The sequence below is a fragment of the Paracandidimonas soli genome, assembly GCF_004342005.1.
Classification (GTDB): domain Bacteria; phylum Pseudomonadota; class Gammaproteobacteria; order Burkholderiales; family Burkholderiaceae_B; genus Paracandidimonas; species Paracandidimonas soli.
Genome location: NZ_SMBX01000007.1, coordinates 17737 through 41875, shown reverse-complemented (window position 1 = coordinate 41875; position 24139 = coordinate 17737). Strand labels below are relative to the sequence as shown.

The window sequence follows — 24139 nt, the reverse complement described above, 5'->3', positions numbered from 1 at the left end:
CCCTATCTCTCATATATTGCCTTAATACCTAACTGGAGCCACCCTGAATGCGTACCTGCTACACCGGCGAGGTTTGTAAAGATCATCTTGACCAGACGGTCACATTGTTTGGCTGGGTACATCGCCGTCGCGACCACGGTGGCGTCATTTTCATCGATTTGCGCGATCGTGCCGGCCTGGCCCAGGTCGTGGTCGATCCCGACAATGTCGAAGCCTTCGCCACGGCGGAGCGCATCCGCAACGAATTCTGCGTGCGCATCACAGGCCTGGTGCGCCTGCGCCCCGAAGGCACGAACAATGCCGAACTGGCTTCCGGCGAGGTCGAGATCCTGTGCCGCGAAATCGAGATCCTGAACGCATCCGTCACGCCGCCGTTCCAGCTCGACGACGACAATCTGTCGGAAACCACCCGCCTGACGCATCGCGTGCTGGACCTGCGCCGCCCGGCCATGCAGTACAACCTGATGCTGCGCTACAAAGTCACCATGGCGGTGCGCCGCTATCTCGACAGCCTGGGCTTTATCGATATCGAAACGCCCATGCTCACCAAAAGCACGCCGGAAGGCGCGCGCGACTATCTGGTGCCGTCGCGTGTCAATGCGGGACAGTTCTTCGCCCTGCCTCAGTCGCCGCAGCTGTTCAAGCAGATGCTAATGGTGTCCGGCTTCGACCGCTACTATCAGATCACCAAGTGCTTCCGCGACGAAGACCTGCGCGCCGACCGCCAGCCCGAATTCACGCAGATCGATTGCGAAACCTCGTTCCTGAACGAGGAAGAAATCCGCGGCATCTTCGAAGGCATGGTGCGCCATGTGTTCTCGGAAGTGCAGCAGGTGGCGCTGCCCGAAACCTTCCCCACCATGACGTGGGGTGAGGCCATGCAGCGCTACGGCTCCGACAAGCCCGACCTGCGCGTCAAGCTCGAATTCACCGACGTGGCCGACCTGATGAAGGACGTCGACTTCAAGGTGTTCTCCGCGCCGGCCAACGATCCCAAGAGCCGTGTCGTGGCGCTGCGCATTCCCGGCGGCGGCAGCATGCCCCGCAGCGAAATCGATGCCTACACGAAGTTCGTCGGCATCTACGGCGCCAAGGGCCTGGCCTACATCAAGGTCAATGACGCGGCCGCCATTCCGGAAGGCTTGCAGTCGCCCATCGTCAAGAATATCCACGTGGACGCGCTGAAGGCGCTGATCGAGCGCACCGGCGCGCAAAGCGGCGACCTGATCTTCTTCGGTGCGGACAAGATCCGCGTCGTCAACGACGCCATCGGAGCGCTGCGCGTCAAGATCGGCCATAGCGAATTCGGCCGCGAGCACGGCCTGTTCGAGGCCAGTTGGAAGCCGCTGTGGGTGATCGATTTCCCCATGTTCGAGTACGACGAAGAGGAGGGCCGCTACTTTGCCGCGCACCATCCCTTCACCAGCCCCAAGGATGGGCACGAGGACTACCTTGCCTCCGATCCGTCGCGTGCGCTGGCCAAGGCTTATGACCTGGTGCTCAACGGCTGGGAAATCGGCGGCGGTTCGGTGCGTATCCACCGCGCGGACGTGCAGAGCAAGGTGTTCTCGGCGCTGAATATCGGCGAAGAAGAGGCCCGCGAGAAGTTCGGCTTCCTGCTCGATGCGCTGCAGTACGGCGCGCCGCCGCACGGCGGCGTGGCGTTCGGCCTGGACCGCCTGGTCACCATGATGACCGGCGCCGAATCCATCCGCGACGTCATCGCCTTCCCCAAGACGCAGCGCGCCCAGTGCCTGTTGACGCAGGCGCCCTCGGCCGTCGATGAAAAGCAGCTGCGCGAGTTGCACATTCGTCTGCGGGCCGCGGAAGCCAAGTAAGCCGATCGGGCACGGGCCATGTCTGTCATCCGGGTCGTAAGCTACAACATCCACAAAGGCCGCTCCGCCATGGGCAGCCGGGATTCGTTGTCCGACTTGCGGCTCGGCTTGTACAACCTCAGGCCCGACCTGCTGTTCCTGCAGGAAGTGCAGGGCCGCAACGAGCGCAGGATCAACCTGCACGCGCAGCACGAATCGCTGGCGGCCGTGCTTTCCATGGACGCCGCCTACGGCTGCAATGCCGTGCGTCAGCAGACGGATCATGGCAATGCGCTGTTGTCCCGCTATCCCATCCTGCGCTACGAAAACCAGGATATCTCCGATCACAAGATGGAGCAGCGCGGCCTGCTGCACGCCACGATCGATGTCGGCGGTACGCCGGTGCATTGCCTGGTCGTGCACCTGGGCCTGTTCGCCGGCGGGCGCACACGCCAGGTCATGGCGCTGGTCGAGCGCATCAAGCGCATCGTGCCGGACGACGAACCCATTCTGATCGCGGGCGACTTCAATGACTGGAGCAACAAGCTGGCGCCCCTGTTCGTCGATGAGTTGGGCCTGTACGAGGTGTTCGCCGTGGCGCCTGACAGCCCCGTCCTGCGGCCGCGCAGGCTGATTTCCTCGGTGCAGAAGCTGGGCAAGAGCCTGCTGCAGTTGCCGTCGGAAAGGCCGGTGGCGGCGCGCATACACGAACTGGGCAATAACGGCGCCGCCCGCATGACGCCGCCGCCGCGCACGTTTCCGGCGGTCTTTCCCTGGCTGCGCCTGGATCGCATCTACCAGCGCGGCTTCGCCGTGCGCAATGCGCGCGTGCTCCAGGGAACGCCCTGGCGCCAGATTTCCGATCATGCGCCGCTGCTGACGGAACTGGAGCTGCCGTGATCATGGACCGCAGCGCAGGCTTGCCTGCCGGAACCGAAGGGAGGCGGGCCGGCTGAGCCGCCCGATCCCGAGAGAACGTCATGCCGGCTAAAGAGTTCTTTTTGCCAGTCTGGCGCGATGGCAATCGCATCGACCTGCTGCATAACGGCATCGCTTATTTTCCGGCGCTGCTCGATGCCATCGACCGCGCCGAGCGCACCGTTCACCTGGAAACCTACATCTTCAACCTGGACCGCACCGGCGAGGCGTTCATGGCGGGCCTCATCCGCGCGCGTCAGCGGGGTGTGCGCGTCCGGGTCGTGATCGACGGGTTCGGCAGCAGCGCACATGCCGAGGACATCCATCGCAGGCTCATGGAGGCGGGCGTCGCATGCCGCGTCTACCGTCCGGAGCCCTCCGGCATACGCAACTGGCGCATCGATCCGCGCCGCTTGCGCCGCCTGCACCGCAAGGTGGCGGTGATCGACCAGCGCGAGGCCTACGTCGGCGGAATCAACATACTCGACGATTTCGAGGACGTGCCGGACGATGGCGATGGTCCGCGTCCACGTTTCGATTTCGCCGTCCGGGTCAGGGGGCCGCTGGTGTTCGATATCGTGCGATCCCAGGACAGGCTGTGGCTGCGCATGTCCTGGCGCAAGCTGTGGCGGGGCGACAAGGCAGTCTCGGCGAAGGGCTATCGCCGCAAAGGCTGGAACGAAACCTATGCGCGCGTTTCCGAGTGGTGGGGAAAGCGCGGCAAGCACATGCTGAAATCGTATCCGGTCTACGAGCCGGGCTGTCGCGCCATCTTCCTGCTGCGGGACAATCTGCGTTTCCGCCAGTCCATCGAAACCGCCTATATGCGCGCGCTCGAACATGCGCGCAGCGATGCGCTGATCGCCAATGCCTATTTTTTCCCGGGCCGCCGTCTGCGGCAGGTGCTGGCGCAGGCCGCGGCGCGCGGGGTGCGGGTCAGGCTGCTGCTGCAGGGGCGCTCGGAATACCCCATGCAGTACCGCGCCTGCCGCTACATGTATCGCAAGCTGCTGGGGCGCGGTATAGAAATCCACGAATACATGGCCAGCTACCTGCATGCCAAGGCGGCTGTCATCGACAACTATGCCACGGTGGGGTCTTCCAATCTGGATCCGTTCAGCCTGCTGCTGGCGCGCGAGGCCAACGTATTCATGGACGATCCGGCATTCGCGCAGGAGCTTCGCGCCATCCTGGAAAAGGAAATGGCGTCCAGCGCCAGGCAAGTGACGCCGGACGATCTGCAGAAGCGCAGCTGGCTGGGCCAACTGATCGACGCGCTGTCCTATGTGATGCTGCGCATTGGCGTGGCGCTGACGGGCAGGGCGTCGGAGTACGACTGATGAAAGCGGGCAGGGAGCGCCGCTCCTGCCCGTTCAGCCCGAGACGCGCAGCACGGCTTTGCCCGCAACCTGTCCTTGCTCCAGCGCATGATGCGCTTTCGCCGCATCGTTCAGGTCGAACACCTTGTCCACGATGGGGCGGATGCGACCCTGCGCCAGCAATGGCCATATCCTGGACTCCAGCAGATCGCGTATGCGTTCCTTGTCGGCTTCGGTGCGATGGCGCAGCGTGGAGCCCGTGATCCAGAGGCGCTTGAGCATGATCTCGCGAATATTGAATGCGGCTTCTGGGCCGCTGTCCCCGGCAATGAAACACAGCCGACCGCCGGAGGAAAGGGCGCGCAGGTTGCGGCCCGCGTAGGCGGCGCCGACCATGTCCAGCACGACCTCGCAGCCCTTGCCCTTGGTATATGCCAGAACCTCTTCGACAAAGTCATGCGTCTGGTAGGGAATGGCCAGGCTGGCGCCCAGGTCGCGGCACAGCGCGCAGCGTTCGGGATTGCGCGCAGTGGCGATGACGCTGGAGCCCAGGGCGGCTGCCATCTGGATGGCGGTGCTGCCGATGCCGCTGGCGCCGCCATGGATCAGCACGGTTTCGCCAGGCTGCAGACCTGCCTGTTCGAACAGCGCGCACCATACAGTGAAGACCGTTTCCGGAAGCGCGGCAGCCTGGATGAAATCCAGGTTTTCCGGAATGGGCAGCACCTGCCCGGCGGGGGCGACGCAGTACTGCGCATAGCCTCCGCCGATCAACAGCGCGCAGACACGATCTCCTTTGCGCCAGCGGCTTACCTTGGCGCCCACTGCCTGGATGATGCCGGCGACCTCCAGTCCGGGAACGGTGCCGGCATCGGCAGGCATGGGGTAGTCGCCCGCGCGCTGCTTCAGGTCGGCGCGATTGACGCCCGCCGCATAGACGCGGATCAGCACTTGCTCCTCGCCTGGTTCGGGAACAGGATGCTGCGCGGGGCGCAGCGCTTCCGGGCCGCCTGGTTCGGGAATATCGATGACTTGCATCATGCCATCGGCAATGCCGGCCTCTGGTGGGGTGTTCATAGGGCTCTCCTGCTTTGGCGAGTGATCAGGACAGCTTGTACTCGTCCCATTCCCAGGCCATGAACGCCACGCGCTCTCCGGTATGGGAGACAGGGTCGCGACGCAGCCCGATCACGATGCCGTCCTGGGCAATGGAGAAAGTTTCCAGCGGCTCGCCCAGCAGGTTGCGCGTGCGGCCGAGCACTGCGCCCGCCTGCAGCGTGGCGCCTGCTTCGACTTCCGGCACGAAGATGCCGCCGTGGGCGAAGGTGACCCAGCCGCGCTTGGTCACGCGCCGCACGGATGACGGCTTCTGCCGGGACTGGCCGGCATCGACAATGCCCAGGTGGACGGCCAGGCGGGCGAAGCCGCGCTGCGCCAGTTCGACATTGACGGGTTCGTAGCGGCTGCCGCCGCCCAGTTCCAGCATGAAGGCGGGAATGTTCTTTGCCAGGCACTGGTAGTCCAGCCCGCCCGCGATATTGCCGGGCAGTTCTCCCGTGCCTTCGACCCGCATGCGGCAGGCGACATTGGGCTCGAACAGCGCAATCGCCTGCAGCAGATCGTCTTCGGTGACGGTGCTTTGCGGATGCACCTTGTACACGGCATAGGCCTTGGAATCGAACAGCGGATTCATGGTGTGCAGGTTGATCAGGAAGTCCGCCGTGCCCTCGACTTCCTTGAACAGGGCGTGTGCCAGGCGTTCGCTGATCAGGCCGTTGGCATTGCCTGGATAGCACTGGTCCAGGTCCAGGTCATCGTAGGGATTGCGCTTTTTGCGCAGATCCAGCGCATGCGGATTGCCGGTGGGCGTGAAGACGACATTGCCGTGCATGGCCTCCGGGTCCAGCGTCTCCAGGAAGTTCAGCGCGGCTACGATGCCGTTGATTTCATCGCCATGCACCTGACCGTGCAGCCATAGCGTCTTGCCGGGATGCTTGCCCCGGATGGCGATGTAGGGAAGGCCGATCGGCATGCCGGACGCCATGGAACCCGCGGAAATGTACCCGGTCTGCTTGCCGTGCGCGGCGCCGTTGTTCAGAAATTGGTGGATGTCACCCATAGTGTTGATTCCTCTCACTGATCACTGATTGATTGATAGTCCAGTTTGCCCAGCGCGCCGATGGCTGCGATAGTCTGATGGTATCCGGCCAGCCGCAGCACGGCCCAGGCGGATGCGCTGTTGGAGGAAATGACCGGGATTCCCAGTTCCGCCTCCAGCGTTTCGATGGCCTCAAGCGCAGGCATGTTCGTGCAACTGAGGAACAGCGCATCCGCATTGGAGGCGTCGGCGTGGTGGGATCTGACGCGATCCAGCACCTGCTGCCAGGAGAGCGCGCGAATCTCGTCGCTGTCCCGGCATCCAAAGGTGTCCGGGCGCACAACATCAATCCCATGAAAGCGAAGGAAATCGCATTCTGTCTGGTTGATGGCTTCGGGATAGGGCGTCAGCATGTGGATGCGTTGCGCGTTGACGCGTTTCAATGCGTACAGCATGGCGGAGGCTGTCGTAATGCAGGGAACGCCTGAAAGCGCCTCCATGCGGTTGGCCATGTCCGCGTGCTTGTCGTGGCCCGCCAGGAACGTGCCCGACGTGCAGGCGTAGACCATGGCGGCCGGACGCGGCATCAGCAGCGCGTTGGTGGCGTCATCGACGCTGTCCTGCATGGAAAGCAGCGAGGCTTGCGTCAGGACGGTTCCCTCGCGATGCAGGCGCTGGTAATGAAAGGAGTGGCCGGCGGGTGCGAGCGCAGGGAACTCTGTTTCGCAGGTGATATTGCCTTCCGGCAACAATACCCCCAGCTTGACGATTGTTCGTATTGGCGTATTCATACGGCATCAGTCCAGGGAAAGATTCAGTGATTTCACCAAGGCATCCCATTTCCGGGTGTCGGCCCTGACGAACTCGGTAAATGCTTCGCTGTCCAGCGCAGGCGGCAGATCGGCGCGCAGTGTCTTGAACCGGCGTTGGGTCGCTGGATCGGCCAGTACTTTCTGTATGACCTGGTTCAAGGCCTGCACGATTTCCGGGCTTGTCTTCGCCGGCAGGAACAGGCCGTACCAGTTGATGGTTTCATAGCCGGGAACGCCGGCTTCCGCAATAGTGGGAGTGTCGGGCAATTGGGCGGAGCGCTCGGGGTTGGTGATGGCGAGCAGCTTCAACTGCCCCGACTCCACATGGGGGATGGCAGTGGTGTCCACGACCATGAAATCCAGTTGCCCGCCAATCAGGTCGACAATGGCCGGCGCCGATCCCTGGTAGGGAATGTGGGTGGCGTCAAAACCCGCCATCTGCGCGAACATCGCCCCTGATAGATGCAGGGAGGATCCCGGCCCGCCAGAACCGTAATTCAGCTTTCCAGGGTTTGCCTTGCCATATTCGGCCAGTTCGCGCACGGATGAAAATGGCGCCGACCGGTTGGTGACCAATAAAGAGGGCATCTGCGACATCATGGCCACGGGCGCCAGGTCGCGCAGCGGCTGGTATGGCAGTTTGTTGTACAGGCTGGGCGCAATGCTGATGGCCGCCGGACTGGCGATCAATAGCGTGTAGCCGTCCGGCTTTGACCTGGCGACGTAGGAAACGCCGATCGTTCCCCCTGCGCCTGTCCTGTTTTCGACGACGACAGGTACGTTCAGCTCGCGCGACATGCCTTCCGCCATCAGCCGGCCCAGCACATCCAGGCCGCCGCCGGCGGGATAGGGCACAACCAGCGTCAGCGGCTTTTCCGGATAGGGAGCAGCATGGGCAGGCGCCATGGCAAAGGCGGTCATGCCGGCCAGCAACAGGCGTGACGCCCGCGCAATCCAGGATTGTTCAATGCAATGCATGTTGCCCTCCTTGGTGGGGGTAAGGTTGCTTATTTGGACAGGTCCAGCGTGCCGACGACCTGTTTCCACTTGGCGATGTCGTCGAGGATGAATTGCCTGAACTCGTCCGGCGTCTGCGCGGGGGCGGCCAGCAGCATCTGGCCCTTGAGTTTTTCCTGTACCGAGGGATCCTGCATCGCTTTCGTGATCTGCTCGTTCAGCCATTGCACCGTCTCTGTGTCCGTTCCCGCCGGCAGGAAAAAGCCATACCAGTTGCTGGCCTCATACCCTGGCAGGCCGGACTCGGCGATGGTGGGGGTCTCGGGCAGCAGCGGGGAGCGTTCGGCGTTGGTGACCGCCAGCAGGTTGGCCCTGCCGGAGGTGACGGCGGAGATGGCGGACGTGTCGATGAACATGAAGTCGATGCGCCCGCCCATCAGATCAATCAGCGCCGGGGATGAGCCTTTGTATGGAATGTGCACCGCATCGATGCCCGCCATGTTGGCGAACAGGGCTCCGGCCAGGTGCAGCGAAGTGCCCGTGCCGCCCGAGCCGTAGCTCAGGACGCCGGGGTTGGCCTTGGCATGGGCGATCAGTTCGCTGACATTCTTGAATGGCGCGTCCGGGCGGGACAGCATCAGGATGGGCATCTGCACCGCCATGGCGACGGGGCTCAGGTCCTTGGCGGGATCGTAGGAAAGCTGGGGATAGACGCTGGGCGCGATGCTGATGTTGCCGGGGCTGCCGAGCGAAACGGTATAGCCGTCCGGCGCGCTGCGCGCCGCGGATGCGACGCCGATGGTGCCGCCCGCGCCGCCGCGGTTGTCCACGACGATGGAGGCGCCGCTTTGCGCGCCGATGCGCTCAGCCAGGATACGGCCTACCAGATCCACACCGCCGCCGGCGGGAAATGGCACGATGAAGGTGATGGGTTTTTCCGGGTAGGCGGCATGCGCCTGCTGCGAGACCGGCAGAATGCAGGCGCACAGGCCCAGCAGGGAAAAGAGCAGACGGCGAGAGGGTCGGGTTGGACGCATGGTGATTTCCTTTCTGACTATTTGGTAAGTGGTAAGTTGAGTTTCAGGTGTGATGAGGCGCTGCGTGATCTCCTGTGTTCAATAATGCGCCTGGCATTTCAGCCGGGCAGCCTGAAGGCGGCGCGCTCTTGCGCGTCGATCTGTGCGACCAGCCCGGTCTCCCATGCCAGGTACTGCCTGGCGGCCTCGCGGTTTCCGTGATGGCGGTCGTGAACGAAAAACAGATAGTCGATGCAGCGCGCGTCGGGCGGGTTGTCGCTCGATGCTTCGACTTCCAGACCCGCCTGGCGCCATGCGTCGGGCGAGTCGGTGTTGGCGCCGACGACCTGCCGGCCATGGGCCGCCAGCGTCTTCGCCGCCATTGCGGCGTCCTGCTGGTTTTTGGCCAGCAGGATGAATGGGCCCGGCAGGCGGCTGTCTTCCTGTTCCAGCCAGGTCCGGTTCGACCAGACGGCCTGTGCGAGGTGAGCCTTGCGGAATTCCATGCTGGGACGGACGTCGAGCAGCGTTGCGCCGTTCGCGGCCTGCGCCGCCAGTTGCGCAGCCGGTATCCCGGCGAGATCGGGCAAGTGGCCGGCGGGCGCGGGCTGTGCCGGCCTGGCCGCCATCAGCGTGTCCGCGTTCCGCAGCACATGCACGTCCCAGCCCATCTGCCGCAGCCATCCGGCGACGACGGGCGCGCGCACCTGCTCGTTGTCGAACAGCACCACGCGCGCGCCGCGCACGCCCAGGTACAGGTCCGTCGCCTGGATCAACTGGCCGCCTGGCGCGTGCTGCGCGCCGGCGATGGTGCCGGTCCGGTATTCTTCTCCCGTGCGCACGTCGCACAGGAACGTCGTGCGGCTGGAGTCCGCCTGCCATTGCAGCAATGTCTGCGGCGTGATCTCGGGAACCTCGAAGCGTGCGGCATATTGCTGCGCGCGTTCCCGCAGGGCGGGCAGGGAGTCGTGCGGAATCGCGTCGGGATAGCGCCGGTCAGCGCCGTGCTCCAGCGCCTGGTCCGCCAGGACCCAGCCCTGGGTGCCATTCTGCAGCGCATAGACGGGATTGGGCAGGCCGAGGTTGATCAGCGTTTGCGCGCCGATGATGCTGCGCGTGCGGCCCGCGCAATTGATGACCACGGTGGTTTCCTCGTCGGGAACCAGCAGATCGGTGCGCAGGGCCAGTTCGCCGTTCGGGCAGCAGACGCCGCCCGGGATGTTCATCTTGCGGTATTCGCTGAAGGGCCGGCCGTCCAGCACGACCAGCTTCTCTCCGGCATCCTGGCGGCGCTTCAGTTCCTGCGCGGAAATGTGAGGCGTATGGAAGACCTCTTCGGCCAGTTCACCGAACGTCTTGCTGGGGACGTGGACGCCGGCGAACAACTGGCGGCCGTCCGCCTTCCAGCCTTCGGCGCCGCCGGCCAGGATGTGGACGGAGGTATAGCCGCATTCCGCCAGTACGGACGCGGCGCGCTGGGCCATGCCTTCGTCGGCGGTGTCGTAGACCACGACGCGCGTGGCCTTTTGCGGCACCAGCCTGGGCAGTTCGGCCTCCATCCGGCTGTATGGCAGGTTGACGGCGTAGAACAGGTGAGCTTCGCCGTATTGCCCGTGTTCGCGGATGTCCAGCAGGGCGATTTCCTGGCCGTCATGCAGCCATTCCTTCAGTTGTTTCGGAGACAGCCGGTTGGCGGTGGGGGGTAGTGATGTCATATGTAGCCGTCCGTGCGGGTAACAGGGAGCCATCGCGCACAGCGGTATGTGCGCGGCGGCATGAAACTGGGGAAGAGGTCGACGAACTCAGCCGATGCGGGGCAGGCAGCTGTGCATGGCTTGCTCCAGATCGTTGATCAGGTCGTTCGTGTCTTCCAGTCCGATGTGCAGGCGGATCATGGCGCCGTGCTTGCTCCAGTCGCCGATCGAGCGCGCCGCGCCGATGTTGACGGGAATGACCAGGCTTTCGAAGCCGCCCCAGGACGCGCCCAGCCCGAACAGCTGCAGCGAATCGATCAGGCGTTCGACGCTGGCGGCGTCGATGGCGGGTACGAACTCGATGGTCAGCAAGCCGTTCTGGCCGGTGCAGTCGCGCTTCCACAGGGCATGGCCGGGATCTTCCGGCAGCGCCGGACAATAGACCCGCGCCACTTCGGGACGCTGCTGCAGCCACTGGGCCACCTGCAGGCAGGCCTTGCCGTGGGCGGCCAGGCGCAGCGGCAGCGAGCGTATGCCGCGCAGCATCAGGAATGCGTCGTCGGCGCCGATGGTCTGGCCGAAATCCACGGTTGCGTCTTCCAGCGGCTGCCATGCGCGCTTATTGGTGACGACCGTTCCCATCATGATGTCGGCGTGGCCGCTGAGGTACTTGGTGGCGGCGCAGACCGAAATGTCGGCGCCCAGGTCCAGGGGACGGTACAGATAGCCCGATCCCCAGGTGTTGTCGGCCGCGACCAGGCAGTCGTGCTTGCGGGCCAGTTCGGCGACGGCGGGCAGGTCCAGCATGTCGTAGGTCAGCGATGCAGGGCTTTCCACATAGATCAACCGCGTATTGGGGCGGATCTTTTCGGCGATGTCCGAGCCGTCGGGCAGGAAATAGGTGAATTCGATGCCGAGCCGCGTCAGCTGCTCCTTGCAGAACCGCCTGACGGGTTCGTACACGCCATCGGTGAGCAGGAGGTGGTCGCCGGCGCGCAGATAGGACAGCAGGACGATGGCGATGGCTGCCTGGCCCGTGCAATAGGCCTTGGCGCGATAGCCGCCCTCCAGCTCGATCAGCGCGTCTTCCAGCGCGAAGGTCGAGTCGGTGCCGCGCGCGCCGTAGGAGGCCAGGCGCTCGTCGCCGCGGCGCGCGCGCACGTCGCGCCACTGGGCGACGTTTTCGAAGATGTAGGTGCTGGCGCGCGTGACCGGGGTGTTGACCCAGCCCTTGTGCGGCCGGCCTGCGCGCAGCAGCCTGGTCTGCGGCGCCGGGTCGTTGCTGCTCATGAGGCCCTCCGGGTCTGGACGCCGACGGGCATGACCTTGCAGGTGCCGTTTTCCAGGTCGAACATCAGGCGCTCGCTCAGGGTTTCCAGCGCGCGGCCGTACATGTGCAGGTGGCGGATGATGCTGTCGCCCTTGATCTCCACGGAATGGATGTCGTCCGGCAGCAGCGCCACGCCGGTGCCGGGGCGCACGACGACCAGTTCCGATTCTTCCAGCAGGCCGACGCCCGGCTTGCTGCCGTCGTCGGTGCGGCGGTAAATGGTGTTGTATTCCTCGCCCTCGACCGCGGCGACGCAGGCCCAGGTGGTGTGGTTGTGCGGAGGAATCTTCTTGCCCGGGCGCATGACGTTCAGGTAGAGCGCGAATGTCTGGTCGGGCTCTTCGCTGATCAGGTAGCGCGCCTGCCGCTCGTCTTCGCCGGGAGGCGGAAAGCGGTCTTCGGACCACCAGTCGGCATGGGAGGCGAGGCCGATCACTTCCTGCAGAACCTGCGCCAGGCGATCTCGCGAAAGTGCTTGGTTTTCTATCGTTTTCTTTATGTTTTCCAGAGATTTTTCGATCTGGTCCCAGTGGGGATGCGTGGCCGTCATTTATTGTCTCCAGGCGTTGCAGTAAGGGAATACAGGAAAATTCTAGACATCAATGTCCTGTATGACTAATTAAATTGCTGGAAAAACATATTAGATTTACTGATGTATCTGGTGCGAATGGGTCTGGACGTGCGGCGCAACGGCTCAGCGGGAGAAGCGCGGGCGCGAATGCCGGCCGCGTCGTGCGATGCGGCCGGGTTTTTCCGGCTGGGAGGCGCTTGGGGAAGAGCTCGTCAGTTCTCCCCGCCCGCCGGTTGCAGGTTCATGTTGGTGCAGAGCATGTTGAATACGTGGCGCGTCAGCGGGTTGATGGCGTCGTTGCGCATCCAGAGAAAGTACGAGACGCTCGGCAGCGGCGGCAGGCCGTCTTTCTCGCCCAGTACGCGCAGGTCGGGGCTGAGCAGTTCCACGCTTCTGGCGGTGATGCCCAGGCCCGCGCGAACGGCCGCCTTGATGCCGACCAGGTTCGGGGCGATGTAGTTGACCTGCCAACTGGCCCGGTGCTGCTCCAGCGCGGTGATGGCGAGCCGCCGGAAGATGCTGGGCTCGTCCGCCAGGATCAGTGGGATGGGCGAATGCGGGTCGTGCACATAATCCGATGCGCCGATCCAGGCGGTGGGCGAAGTGCGCAGCACCACGCCGTGCAATTGCTGGTCGAAGCGCGTCGAAATGGTCAGGTCGAGCTCGCCGTTGTGCATGGCCTCCATCAGGTAAGGGCTGCGATCGACGCGGATCTCCAGCTTGATGCGCGGCGAATAGCGCGTGATCTGCTTGAGCACGGGCGTCAGTATGGTTTCCGCGATGTCGTGCGGCGACCCCAGGCGCAGGCTGCCTTCCATGCGCTGATCGGAAAGATCGCGCAGGGCTTCGTCATTGATGGCGAGAATGTGCCGCGCATATTCCACCAGCCGCTTGCCGTGCAGCGAAAGCCGCTTGTTCCTGCCGATCTTTTCGAACAGGGGCAGGTTGATCTGTGTCTCCAGCCGCTGCATTTGCTGCGTGATGGCCGATTGCGTCCGGTGCAGCCGTTCGGCGGCGGAGGAGAAGGTCTCGTACTGACTGATGGCGACCAGCGTGCGCAGGGTGTCCATGTCCAGATTGCGGACAGGGGTCGTCGGCCAATCATTGCCCGGACTGATGTTGTCTTGCATTGCGTCAATGGCTCATGCCGTGAGGTACAGGAAGGGGAGCTTGCCGGTCAGGGAAGACCGTGCCGGGGTGTCGGCACAGTCATTGAATGCATAAATAAAAGTGAAGGGAATACGGGTTTCCCCTGTTTGCTCAGGGCTGGTGCATATTGCTGCTCTACAGTGCGTTTTTCTAATTCATTAGGATCGCTGATTGTTGAGGGAATTTTTTTAAATTGTTTGGCTCACGCGGCAACCTGATAATCAAAAAACGATGAAGGCAAAGCCGCCTTGCTTTTCTTTGCAGTTGCGGCATTCCCGCACGGATTGATGCGGGTGCGTTCGCCAGGGTTGTGCATAGGCAGTTCCGCGTAAACGAAACCAAAGACAAAAAGGTGAATGATGATGAAGAAGACCCGCATGCTGAGTTCATTGCTGGCTGGACTGATCGGTGTCTGCCTGCCTTTCGCAGGATCGGCGCAAGCGAATGATTTTCCCTCCAAGCCGATCAACCTGATCGTGGGCTTTCCTCCGGGGGGAGGCGCCGATGTGCTTGCCCGGACTGTCGCGCCCAAGCTGGAAAAGGCGCTCGGGACGCCGATCGTGGTGGAAAACCGGCCGGGGGCCAGCGGCGTCATCGCCACTGCGGCGACGGCAAGGGCGAACAGCGACGGGTACACGCTGTATGTCGCGACGCCAGGCTCCCTGACGATGCTGCCCAGCATGCAGGAAACGCCTTATGACCCGGCGGAATTCACTGCCGTCAGCCTGATGGTGACCATGCCGAACGTGCTGGTCACTTCCGCCAAGTCGGAAATCAACAGTGTGGAGGATCTGATCCGCAAGGCGTCTTCCGGGGATGTGAACTATGCCAGCGGCGGCAATGGCACCATCGGGCAGATGGCGGGCGAGCTGTTCAACATGCTGGCGGGCGTCAAGATGCGCCATATCCCGTATCGCGGCACGTCGCCGGCGCTGGTCGATGTCGCCAGCGGCATTTCCGATGTGATTTTTTCCGATCCGTCGACCAAGGCCCTGATCTCGGGCGGTAAGCTGAAAGCGCTGGCGGTGACGTCCTTGACGCCATCCCCCGATTTCCCGGGCGTGCCGACACTGGATGAGGCGGGAGTGAAAGGGTTTGAGGTTGTAAACTGGTACGGAATGATCGGTCCCAAAGGCATGCCCGAGGCAGTGGTCGCAAAGTTGAATGCGGCGCTGGTCAAGATCATGGCGGACGAAGACGTGGTCAAGGCCTTGGCGGCGCAAGGAGGCATGACGGCAACGTCCAGCACGCCGGAGGAATTCGCCAAATTGATGGCCAGCGAGCGCGCGAAATGGGCGGATCTGATCAAGAAAGCAAATATCAAACTGGAATGAGGTAGGCCGAAATGGTGCAGCGTTATCCTCAATTGGCGCATTGGGGGGCCTTCACGGCCGTCGTGGAGGGGGGCAGGCTCGTGTCCTGCGAGCCCTTCCCGGATGATCCCGATCCTTCTCCGATCATCCATGGCATACCGCACATGGTGTATTCGGATAAAAGGATAAGCAAGCCCGCCATCAGGAAATCGTGGCTTGAAAACCGCGACAAATTCACCGGAGCCGAGCGGGGCAGGGACAGCTTCGTCGAAGTGGACTGGGATGTCGCCCTGGATCTGGTCGCGGAGGAAATCCGGCAGGCCAGAAGCGAATATGGGCCTGAGGGATTGTTCTGCGGGTCCTACGGCTGGTCGTCCGCCGGCCGCCTGCACCATGCGCGTTCGCTGATCCGGCGCTTCTATTTCAAGGGCGGGGGCGGCGTAGACCAGCAGGGCAACTACAGCTGGGGCAGCGCGCAGTTCCTGCTGCCTTACGTCATAGGTACCTATACGCCCTTGACGGGGCGCGTCACCGCATGGCCGAGCATCATCGAGCATGCCGAGGTGTTCGTCGCCTTCGGCGGCCTGGCGCTCAAGAACGGCCAGGTGTCTTCGGGAGGCGCGGCCGAGCACACGCAAGCCCACTGGCTCAGGAAGCTGGCCCAGGGCAAGGCCAGGGTCTTCAACATCAGCCCGACCCGTTCGGACTGCCCGGAGTTCCTCCAGGCCGAGTGGATTCCCATCCGTCCGAACACCGACGTGGCCTTGATGCTGGCGCTGGCCTATGAGCTGGACAGGCTGGGCGCGGTCGACAAGGCGTTCCTGGACAAGTATTGCGTGGGCTACGAAGGGCTGCGCGACTACTTCACGGGAGTCGAGGACGGTGTGCCGAAGACGCCCGAATGGGCGGAGAAGATTACCGGCGTCCCCGCCGGGAAAATCGCCGAACTGGCCGCCGCGCTGCGCGGCGCCAGGAGCTTCATGACCTGCTCCTTTGCCGTGCAGAGGGCGCAGAATGGAGAGCAACCGTACTGGATGATGATCGCCCTGTCGGCCATGCTGGGTCAGATCGGCCTGCCGGGCGGCGGCTTCGGCTTCGGGCACGGCTCGATGAACGGCGTGGGCAATCCGCGCATCGCCACGCCGGGGCCGGCGATGGAGGTGGGGAAGAATCCCGCCAATCTCGCGATACCCGTTGCGCGGATCACCGAAATGCTGAAGCGTCCGGGACAGGAATACTTTTTCGATGGGAAGCACTGCACGTATCCGGACGTGCACCTGATCCACTGGGCGGGCGGCAATCCCTTCCACCACCACCAGCAGCTGACGGGCTTTCTCGAAGCCTGGCGCAGCAAGCCGCGCACGATCATCGTGCAGGACATATGGTGGACCGCCACGGCCAGGCATGCCGATATCGTGTTGCCGATCACGACCTCGCTGGAACGGAACGATATCGGCGGATCCTCCCGCGACCGCTACATTCTCGCCATGCACAAGGCGATCGACAGCGTGGGCCATGCCAGGAGTGACTGGGATGTGTTCAGCGATCTTGCCGAGCGCCTGGGCTACCGGGAGGCGTACACCGAGAACAAGGACGAGATGGAGTGGATACGGCACATATATGCGACGCTGCTCGATGAGCACGCGAAAGCCGGCATCGATCTGCCGCCGTTCGAGCAGTTCTGGGAAGAAGGCCATGTGCGCCTGCCGTCGCCCGCCAAAGATTTCATTCTGTTCGAATCCTTCAGGGACGATCCGCAGAAGAATCCGCTGAGAACGCCCAGCGGCAGGATAGAGGTCGGCAGCAAGACGATCGAGGCCATGAAGCTGGACGATTTCGGCGGTCATCCGAAATGGATACCGCCCAGGGAATGGCTGGGCTCCAGCCAGGCCGAGCGCTTCCCGCTGCACCTGATTTCGGTCCAGCCCAGGGACAGGCTGCACAGCCAGATGGATCCCGCGCCCATGGCGCAAGCCAACAAGGTCAACGGGCACGAGGCCATGCACATGCACCCGGACGATGCGCGCCGCCGCGGCCTGTCGAATGGCGATGTGGTGCGTATTTTCAATGATCGCGGCGCCTGCCTCGCCGGACTGAGCATCGACGAGAGCATGCTGCCGGGCGTGGTGATGATGTCGACCGGCGCCTGGTTCGACCTCGATGAAAGCCGCAATGTGGAACGCGCCGGCACCGCCAACGTGCTTACGCTGGATATCGGTACGTCCAGCCTGACGCAGGGCCCCAACGCCATGAGCTGCCTGGTGGAAGTCGCGCGGGAAGCGTGAGTTTTATTCGCTTGTTAAAGTGATGTGTTTTTATATATCATAGTTGTATTGTGATGTTTAATTGCATATCACTATGGGCTATGACTTCGAACACCTTTCCGATCGTTTGCGAGAAGCACGCATTGCCAAGAACCTGAGCCAACGCGAGCTTGGCAAATTGGCCGGCGTGCCGCAGGCGCATATTTCCAGGATCGAAAGCAATCAGGTGGACCTGCGGCTTTCCAGCTTGGCCGCCATCGCCAACGCCCTGGATCTGGAAGTGGCGCTTGTGCCGCGCAAGGCGATGTCCGCCGTACGGTCCATTGCGCGTCAAGCTGTGTCGGAGTCCTCGCGAGAACCGCCTGGCGAAGCCCGGCCCGCCTACACTCTGGATGAGGACGATCAATAATGGCGGACGTTTCCACCCTGGCAGTCCGACTCTACGACGAACCCATCGGCACTCTCACCCATGTCGGGGGCGAACGCACGCTATTCGCATTCAACGAAGCCCATATCAATGATCCGAACAGATCGACCCTGAGCCTGAGCTTCAAGGATACGTTCGGCCAGTTGCTGACGGACTTCAAGCCATACCGCATCAAACTCATGCCCTTCTTTTCCAATCTGCTGCCGGAAGGGTATTTGCGGCAGTATCTGGCCGGCATGGCGGGAGTACACCCGGAACGGGAATTCTTTCTGCTGCGGGCGCTGGGTCAGGATCTGCCCGGCGCCGTCACCGTGACCGCCGAAGACGACCCGGCATGGCCGGAGAGATCCCGCGCGGAGCCTGGGGGCGACGATGCCGCGCCGACCGCCGTTGAGCATGCTTTGCGGTTTTCGCTGGCCGGGGTGCAGTTGAAGTTTTCCGCCGTCACGAACGCTCCGGGCGGCCTGACTATCCCCGCCCGGGGCGTTGGCGGGGATTGGATCGTCAAGCTGCCCTCCCGGGATTTCAGGCATATGCCTGAGAACGAGTTCTCCATGATGACATTGGCCAGGATGGTGGGCATCGACGTTCCCGCTATCGATCTGGTTGATGTTTCGTCCATCGAAAACCTGCCCGAAGGCATCGGCCACTTGGGCAGCAAAGCATTCATCATCAAGCGCTTTGATCGCACGGACAACGGCCGGAAAATCCACATCGAGGACTTCGCCCAAGTGTTCGGCGTGTACCCTGAGGCCAAGTACGAAAAAGCCAGCTACCGCAGTCTGGCCCGGGTCATCGCAACCGAGTCCGGCGACGACGATATCGCCGAATTCATCCGCAGGGCGACATTCAATGTCCTCATCGGCAACGGCGACATGCACCTGAAGAACTGGTCGCTTGTCTATCGTGATCGGAAACATGCCGAACTGTCGCCCGCGTACGATTTCGTCTCCACCATCGCCTATATTCCGGGAGACAGGTCTGCCCTGGCATTCAGCCGTGGCAAGGAATTCTCGGACTACACCGTAGACGAATTGGAACACTTGGCCGCCAAGACTGCCTTGCCACGCAATCTCGTGATGGATACCGCGCAGGAAACCGTTGCACTTTTCATGCAGCGTTGGGTCAGCGAGAAAAACCACCTGCCCATGGATAGAGACGTTCGGGCCGCAATCGACAGGCACCTTGAAACGCTGCCGATCGTGGCCGCGTCGCATTGATGCACGCAGACGCTCGGGCAACTGCGGCTGCGCTCAAGCCGAAGGCGTCACGGTATCCAGGATCAGCTGTCGCATCTGCTCGGCGGCGGGCGATAGCGTGGCGTCGGCCAGCTTGAGGATGCCCAGCGTCCGCTTCAGGCGCGGATGCGTCAATGGCACGAAGGCCAGGTTGTCGGTGTCGGGCGGCACGCCCAGCCTTGCCAGCACAGTGACGCCCATGTCGCGGGACAGCATGGCGATCAGGGAAATCATGTTGGAGACGAAGAACGGCCGGTTTCGAAGGAAGGCCGTCTGCGGCGAGCGCTCCAGCTGCCGGTGAGCCACTGTACCGATGATGGGAAGGTCCGAGATCTGGCGCCAGGTCAGCGACTTGCGCTGCGCCAGCGGATGATCCGCATGGCAGACCAGGCCGAACGCGTCCTCCAGCAACGGCTGCATTTCGATGCGCCGGTCTTCGCTGACGCGGCTGCCCACGGCAAGCTCGATCTGGCCGGACAGCAGCATGCGCTCCATTTCCTCCGAGTTTCCGTCGAAGACATTCAGGTGCACGTGAGGAAAATTCTCGCGGAAGATCGAGACGAGCGTGGGCATCCAGTGCGTGGCGAACGACATGATGCTGGCGATGTTGAGCTGTCCGACGCGGCTGCCGGCAAGATCGCCCAGCCGCGCAGTCAGTGCGTCGGCATGCATGACGAAATGGCGGATGCCCTGGTGGCAGGACTTGCCGAACGGTGTCAGGGTTACGGGTTGGCCGCGCTCGAACAAAGGCTGCCCCAGCTGGGCTTCCATTTCCCGTATGGCAAGCGATATGGCCGGCTGCGAACGGTAGGCCAGCTCGGCGGCGGCACGGAAACTGCCGGTTTCTGCCACCCAGAGAAAGCAGCGGTAATGATGAATGGACAGGTTCATGGTGGATCCACTGGGCTGCGGCGCAAGCCGATAAGAAATTCTTAATTTTATATAGATATATTTTAGTTTACTGATGATAACGGTAAACCTATGATGCCGGATATCAAAGGATGCGACGGTGTGTTTCGATGAGCTTGCATCCGGCTCGTGGATGAAGCGGAATATGTTGACCACGCACCAAGGCTCGGAAACAGGCAGGCCATACAGGGCGCTGCCGGACGGACTGGATTTTTCGGCGATGGACGCCAGGCGAGCATGCCGCGTGGAAGACGCTCGCGTGTACACGGGCAGGGACACAGGCGCATCGCCGGGGCTGGTGTTCGTGGCGGGCGGCTACCACGGGGCCTGGTGCTACAGCCACTACCTGGATTTCTTTGCCGGGCGCGCCGTGGACTGCTTTGCCGTGGACTTGCCGGGGCAATGGCCGCATGCGGAGTCATGGCAGGCTTGCGCCGGGCTGGGCATCGAGGATCAGGCGCGAGCGCTGCGCGCTGTGTGCGTGCAGTTGGACAGGCCGCTGGTGCTGGCGGGTCACAGCATGGGGGCGCTGCCCGTCATGGGGGCCGCGGATCTTGCCTGCGTGCGTGGGGTCGTACTGCTGGCGCCGTCGCCGCCGGGCAACCTGCCGGGCGCGGCCCCGGTGCCGGCGGTGCCTGTTGGCGGGATGGTGCCGCCTCCGGACGAGGCCGCCGTGCGGCGCAGGTTCCTGGACGTGGATGACGCCGCGCCAGTCGACGATTTGCTGCGCAGGCTGACGCCGGCCAGTCCCGGCATGCTGAATGAGCGCTATCTGCTGCGCTATACCGTGGATCCCGCGGGCGTGGCCTGTCCCGGGATCTGCTTCGAGGCGGAGCTGGATGACAGCGCACGGCATCCGCAAGGGCAGGACAAGGCGGTGGCCGATTTTTTTGGATTCGAATACCGGCTGCTGAAGAAGCAGCCGCACAGCATGATGTATGGACCGCGCTGGCGCGAGAGCGCGGAGGAAATACTGCGCTGGTACCGGCGCCAGGGTTTTTAGCAAAGGCTTGCACGGCTCTGCCGTGGCCGGCGCCGGCTCGCGCAGAGCCGGCATATGACATCGATACGACAAGGAGACAACCATGATATCGAAGAACACTGTGACCGCATGTCTGCTCGGCCTGGCGCTGGCCGGACCCGCCGCATTCGCCCAGCAGGAGCAATGGCCGCAAAGGGCGATCAGCATCGTCGTGCCGTCCGCGCCGGGCGGGGCTGCCGACCTGACTGCGCGCACCCTCGCACATTACCTGAACCAGAAGCATGGCATGAATGTGGTCGTCGAGGACAAGCCGGGCGCAGGCGGCATCATCGGTACCGCGGCCGTGCGCAATGCGAAGCCAGATGGCTACAGTTTCCTGCTGTCCACCAACTCCACGCAGGCGGCCAATCAGTTTCTCTACAAATCCCTGCCGTATGACGCGCAGAAGGACTTCGTGGACGTCGGGCTGATCGGCAAGTTCGGCACGGTGGCGGTGGTTTCGCCGGACAGCGAGGTCAAGGTATTGAAAGACCTGGCGGACAAGGCGTCCGCCGCGCCCGGAAAGGTGTTCTTCGGCTACTACAGCTCGTCGTCGCAGGTGCCTTCCGCCCTGTTCAGGGAATATGCGGGCATCAAGATCGAAGGAGCGGCCTACAAGAACATCACGCAGATCCTGACCGATCTGCGCGGACGCCTGATCGACTTCGCCTTCGTCGACTATCTGACGGCCATGGGACAGATTTCGGGCGGCAACCTCAAGCCGGTGGCGGTGACGGGCCAGGATCGCAGCCCGGCATGGCCGGACGTGGCGACCACGGGCGAAGACTACCCGGGCTTCGTGGTCGAGGGCTGGCTGGGCATTTCCGCCCCGGCGGGGACGCCCGATGAAATCGTGCGGCGCATGAACGCCCTGATTGCGGAAGCCGTGGCCGACCCCGCCACCAAGGAGCAATACGAGAAGCTGGGTATGCAGCCGCAAAGCATGGCCGTGGATGAGTTCCAGGCGTTCGTGCGCGAGGATGTGCAGCGCTGGAAGGGATGGATCGACACGGCGGGCATCCAGCCGCAGTGATCTCGCTCTCCAGTATCGCGGCGAAGACGCTTCGGGTCCGCAGGCCCGGAGCGTTGCACAGGGAGGATGCGCCGGAGTATCTAGCGATGTTCAGGCGGACTGCGCTTCCGCCTGGGTGACGCGCGCCTTGGGGAATTCCAGCGAGAACAGGCTGCCCGCGCCGTAGCGGCTCTGGATGTGCAATTCGGCGTCGTGGCGCATGGCGACGTGGCGGGTAATGGCCAGCCCCAGGCCCGTGCCTCCGGTCGAGCGCGAGCGGCCGCGGTCCACCCGGTAGAAGCGCTCGGTCAGGCGCGGGATGTCCTGCGCCGCGATACCGATGCCGGTGTCCTGCACGGAGTAGCAGGCGGCGCCGCTTTCCGTCAGGTACCAGCTCACGGTGATGGTGCCGTCCTTCGGGGTGTAGCGCACGGCATTGGTCAGAAGGTTCGAGACGGCGGAGGCCAGTTCGGTTTCCACACCGGAAACGCACAGGCCTTCGGTGATGTTCGTCACGAAGACGTGCTGTCCGTTCGACAGGACCTTGGCCTGCTGCAGCGCGGTGTTGATCACCGTGTCCAGGCGCACGGGGCTGCCCTGCGCCGAGGGGGAGGATTCCAGGGTGGACAGCGTCAGCAGGTCCGCCACCAGCGCCTGCATGCGCTGCGCCTGCTCCAGCATCATGTCCTGGTAACGCTCGCGCTGTTCGCTGGTCAGCGACTCGGGCGGCATGTCGCGCAGCGTTTCCAGGAAACCCGCCAGCACGGTCAGCGGCGTGCGCATCTCGTGCGACACGTTCGCGACGAAGTCCTTGCGCGTGGTTTCCAGCTTTTCCATCTGCGTGACGTCGCGCGTTACGATGAGGAACTGGCCCACGCCGTAGGGAGTCAGCTGGATCAGCAGGCTTTTTTCCTTGCCGTCGCTGCTCAGGTGCAGCAGCAGCGGGCTGTGCCAGTCCTTCTGCTTGGCGTAGCGCAGGAATTCCGGCGCGCGCAGGATGTTGAAAATACTGCGGTCGCGGTCGGTCTCCAGGTTCAGGCCGATGTGCTCGCAGGCCGTCTGGTTGCACCAGGTGACAGCCATGGACTCGTCCAGCGTGATGGCGCCGTCGGGCAAGGCCTCCGCCGCCAGCATGATGCCGTCGACGTGGCGGTTCAGCTGTTCGATCTCCTGGCGCTGCAGGCGCATGCTGCGATAGATCTGCGCCAGGACGTTGTCCCACGGCCCCACGGAAACCGGGGGCGGGTCATTTGTGTTCTTCGACCAGCGGGTGATCTTGGACAGCTGCGAGCCGCAGACCAGGATCATCAGGAGCAGTCCGAAGGTAAAGACGATCCAGCCAGAGTTTGCCCCCAGCCATGCGCCCGTCAGCCATCCGAGCAAGCCCCACAGGGCGATTGTTAGCAACGTCTTTACCATGGTGGATGCGAATGGATTCCAGGCGTATGAAAGTAGGATGTGATGGCGGGGTCAGGTATTGGAGCTGCAGGCCGGAGTGGCGGTAAACCTGTAGCCGGCCCCGCGCACGGTTTCGATGTGGTTTTCGTGCTTGCCGGGCTCCAGCGCCTTGCGCAGGCGGCGAATGTGCACGTCCACGGTGCGTTCTTCCACGAACACATGGTCGCCCCAGACCTGGTCCAGCAGTTGCGCGCGCGAAAACACGCGCTCGGTATGGGTCATGAAGAAATGCAGCAGGCGGAACTCCGTCGGCCCCAGCGTCAGGGTCATGTCGTTGCTGGTCACGCGGTGCGTGACCGGATCCAGCTTGAGCGAGTCGATCTGGATGACGTCGTCCGTCAACTGCGGCGCGCGCCTGCGCAGCACGGCCTTGATGCGGGCGATCAGCTCCTTGGGCGAGAAGGGCTTGGTAATGTAATCGTCGGCGCCGGCTTCCAGGCCTTCGATCTTGTCGTCCTCGGCGCCCTTGGCCGTCAGCATGATGATGGGCACCTGGCGGGTGCGTTCTTCGGAGCGCAGCTTGCGGGCCAGGGTGATGCCGGATGCGCCGGGCAGCATCCAGTCCAGCAGGATGAGGTCCGGCAGTTCGGCGCGGATCAGCGTCTGGGCCTGCTCGGCATCGAAGGCCCGCAGTACCTTGTGTCCGGCAAACGTCAGGTTGACGGAAATCAGCTCCTGGATGGCGGGCTCGTCTTCGATGACAAGAATGGTTGTACTCATAGCGCGCGTAATGATAAACGAATAAACGGGAAACCGACGCAAAGGCCGGGCGATATGCCGCCATGTTATGGCGTAATTATTTCAGGTTTGTGAAAA

22 protein-coding genes are annotated in these 24139 nt (G+C 63.2%); 9 read left to right on the top strand and 13 right to left on the bottom strand.

Annotated elements, in window-relative coordinates:
* Nucleotides 1-47: 47 nt before the first annotated feature.
* The 3 genes from aspS to clsB all read left to right on the top strand — a co-directional run bounded on the left by aspS (nt 48) and on the right by clsB (nt 4075).
* Nucleotides 48-1838 carry an aspartate--tRNA ligase gene (gene aspS / locus EV686_RS13435; RefSeq protein WP_132477468.1) on the top strand — a complete coding sequence of 597 codons (1791 nt, stop codon included), beginning with the start codon at nt 48-50 and terminating at the stop codon, nt 1836-1838.
* 18 nt (nt 1839-1856) lie between these two features.
* Nucleotides 1857-2717: an endonuclease/exonuclease/phosphatase family protein gene (locus tag EV686_RS13430; protein ID WP_132477467.1), complete on the top strand. Its 861-nt coding sequence runs from the start codon at nt 1857-1859 to the stop codon at nt 2715-2717.
* An 80-nt stretch (nt 2718-2797) separates the two neighbouring features.
* Nucleotides 2798-4075: a cardiolipin synthase ClsB gene (gene clsB, locus EV686_RS13425; RefSeq protein ID WP_132477466.1), complete on the top strand. Its 1278-nt coding sequence runs from the start codon at nt 2798-2800 to the stop codon at nt 4073-4075.
* Between the two features lie 33 nt (nt 4076-4108).
* Here clsB and EV686_RS13420 read toward each other — a convergent pair whose 3' ends face one another.
* The 10 genes from EV686_RS13420 to EV686_RS18630 all read right to left on the bottom strand — a co-directional run bounded on the left by EV686_RS13420 (nt 4109) and on the right by EV686_RS18630 (nt 14060).
* The gene (locus tag EV686_RS13420) at nt 4109-5092 is read right to left on the bottom strand and encodes an NAD(P)H-quinone oxidoreductase (protein ID WP_132477598.1); all 984 of its coding nucleotides are present in this window, start codon (nt 5090-5092) and stop codon (nt 4109-4111) included.
* Nucleotides 5093-5156: 64 nt separating this feature from the next.
* A complete protein-coding gene (locus tag EV686_RS13415) occupies nt 5157-6173 on the bottom strand; it encodes a M14 family metallopeptidase (protein WP_132477465.1) in 1017 nt (338 codons plus the stop codon).
* 14 nt (nt 6174-6187) lie between these two features.
* Complete coding sequence (locus EV686_RS13410; RefSeq protein WP_132477464.1) at nt 6188-6943, bottom strand: maleate cis-trans isomerase family protein; 756 nt, start codon at nt 6941-6943, stop codon at nt 6188-6190.
* Nucleotides 6944-6949: 6 nt separating this feature from the next.
* Nucleotides 6950-7942 carry a Bug family tripartite tricarboxylate transporter substrate binding protein gene (locus tag EV686_RS13405; RefSeq protein ID WP_132477463.1) on the bottom strand — a complete coding sequence of 331 codons (993 nt, stop codon included), beginning with the start codon at nt 7940-7942 and terminating at the stop codon, nt 6950-6952.
* A gap of 29 nt (nt 7943-7971) precedes the next feature.
* A complete protein-coding gene (locus tag EV686_RS13400; protein ID WP_132477462.1) occupies nt 7972-8958 on the bottom strand; it encodes a Bug family tripartite tricarboxylate transporter substrate binding protein in 987 nt (328 codons plus the stop codon).
* A gap of 98 nt (nt 8959-9056) precedes the next feature.
* The gene (locus EV686_RS13395) at nt 9057-10652 is read right to left on the bottom strand and encodes a rhodanese-like domain-containing protein (RefSeq protein WP_132477461.1); all 1596 of its coding nucleotides are present in this window, start codon (nt 10650-10652) and stop codon (nt 9057-9059) included.
* An 87-nt stretch (nt 10653-10739) separates the two neighbouring features.
* On the bottom strand, nt 10740-11921 hold the full coding sequence (gene metC / locus EV686_RS13390; protein ID WP_132477460.1) for a cystathionine beta-lyase: 1182 nt from the start codon (nt 11919-11921) through the stop codon (nt 10740-10742).
* The gene (locus tag EV686_RS13385) at nt 11918-12511 is read right to left on the bottom strand and encodes a cysteine dioxygenase family protein (RefSeq protein ID WP_132477459.1); all 594 of its coding nucleotides are present in this window, start codon (nt 12509-12511) and stop codon (nt 11918-11920) included. The genes metC and EV686_RS13385 overlap by 4 nt, the downstream gene beginning before the upstream one ends.
* Before the next feature lie 233 nt (nt 12512-12744).
* Nucleotides 12745-13662 carry a LysR substrate-binding domain-containing protein gene (locus EV686_RS13380; protein WP_132477458.1) on the bottom strand — a complete coding sequence of 306 codons (918 nt, stop codon included), beginning with the start codon at nt 13660-13662 and terminating at the stop codon, nt 12745-12747.
* Nucleotides 13663-13883: 221 nt separating this feature from the next.
* Complete coding sequence (locus EV686_RS18630; protein ID WP_165972609.1) at nt 13884-14060, bottom strand: hypothetical protein; 177 nt, start codon at nt 14058-14060, stop codon at nt 13884-13886.
* Between EV686_RS18630 and EV686_RS13375 the strand changes: the two genes are divergently transcribed.
* From EV686_RS13375 to EV686_RS13360, 4 genes are all read left to right on the top strand, one after another.
* A complete protein-coding gene (locus tag EV686_RS13375; RefSeq protein WP_165972608.1) occupies nt 14059-15015 on the top strand; it encodes a Bug family tripartite tricarboxylate transporter substrate binding protein in 957 nt (318 codons plus the stop codon). The two genes, EV686_RS18630 and EV686_RS13375, sit on opposite strands and share 2 nt — an antisense overlap.
* Nucleotides 15016-15026: 11 nt before the next feature.
* The gene (locus EV686_RS13370; RefSeq protein WP_132477456.1) at nt 15027-17279 is read left to right on the top strand and encodes a molybdopterin-dependent oxidoreductase; all 2253 of its coding nucleotides are present in this window, start codon (nt 15027-15029) and stop codon (nt 17277-17279) included.
* Between the two features lie 73 nt (nt 17280-17352).
* On the top strand, nt 17353-17667 hold the full coding sequence (locus EV686_RS13365) for a helix-turn-helix domain-containing protein (RefSeq protein ID WP_132477455.1): 315 nt from the start codon (nt 17353-17355) through the stop codon (nt 17665-17667).
* Nucleotides 17667-18905: a type II toxin-antitoxin system HipA family toxin gene (locus tag EV686_RS13360; RefSeq protein WP_207901778.1), complete on the top strand. Its 1239-nt coding sequence runs from the start codon at nt 17667-17669 to the stop codon at nt 18903-18905. Before EV686_RS13365 ends, EV686_RS13360 begins: the two co-directional genes overlap by 1 nt.
* Before the next feature lie 33 nt (nt 18906-18938).
* On the opposite strand, the gene EV686_RS13355 is transcribed toward EV686_RS13360, so the two are convergent.
* On the bottom strand, nt 18939-19814 hold the full coding sequence (locus EV686_RS13355) for a LysR family transcriptional regulator (protein WP_132477453.1): 876 nt from the start codon (nt 19812-19814) through the stop codon (nt 18939-18941).
* Nucleotides 19815-19977: 163 nt separating this feature from the next.
* Here EV686_RS13355 and EV686_RS13350 point away from each other — a divergent pair, with 163 nt between their 5' ends.
* Both EV686_RS13350 and EV686_RS13345 read left to right on the top strand, forming a co-directional pair.
* Nucleotides 19978-20835 carry an alpha/beta hydrolase gene (locus EV686_RS13350; RefSeq protein ID WP_165972607.1) on the top strand — a complete coding sequence of 286 codons (858 nt, stop codon included), beginning with the start codon at nt 19978-19980 and terminating at the stop codon, nt 20833-20835.
* Between the two features lie 82 nt (nt 20836-20917).
* Nucleotides 20918-21886 carry a Bug family tripartite tricarboxylate transporter substrate binding protein gene (locus EV686_RS13345; protein ID WP_132477451.1) on the top strand — a complete coding sequence of 323 codons (969 nt, stop codon included), beginning with the start codon at nt 20918-20920 and terminating at the stop codon, nt 21884-21886.
* Nucleotides 21887-21976: 90 nt separating this feature from the next.
* Here the strand turns inward: EV686_RS13345 and phoR are convergent, their stop codons facing one another.
* Together phoR and phoB are read right to left on the bottom strand one after the other, a co-directional pair.
* Nucleotides 21977-23284 carry a phosphate regulon sensor histidine kinase PhoR gene (gene phoR / locus EV686_RS13340; protein WP_132477450.1) on the bottom strand — a complete coding sequence of 436 codons (1308 nt, stop codon included), beginning with the start codon at nt 23282-23284 and terminating at the stop codon, nt 21977-21979.
* A 51-nt stretch (nt 23285-23335) separates the two neighbouring features.
* On the bottom strand, nt 23336-24043 hold the full coding sequence (phoB, locus tag EV686_RS13335; RefSeq protein ID WP_132477449.1) for a phosphate regulon transcriptional regulator PhoB: 708 nt from the start codon (nt 24041-24043) through the stop codon (nt 23336-23338).
* Nucleotides 24044-24139 lie beyond the last annotated feature (96 nt).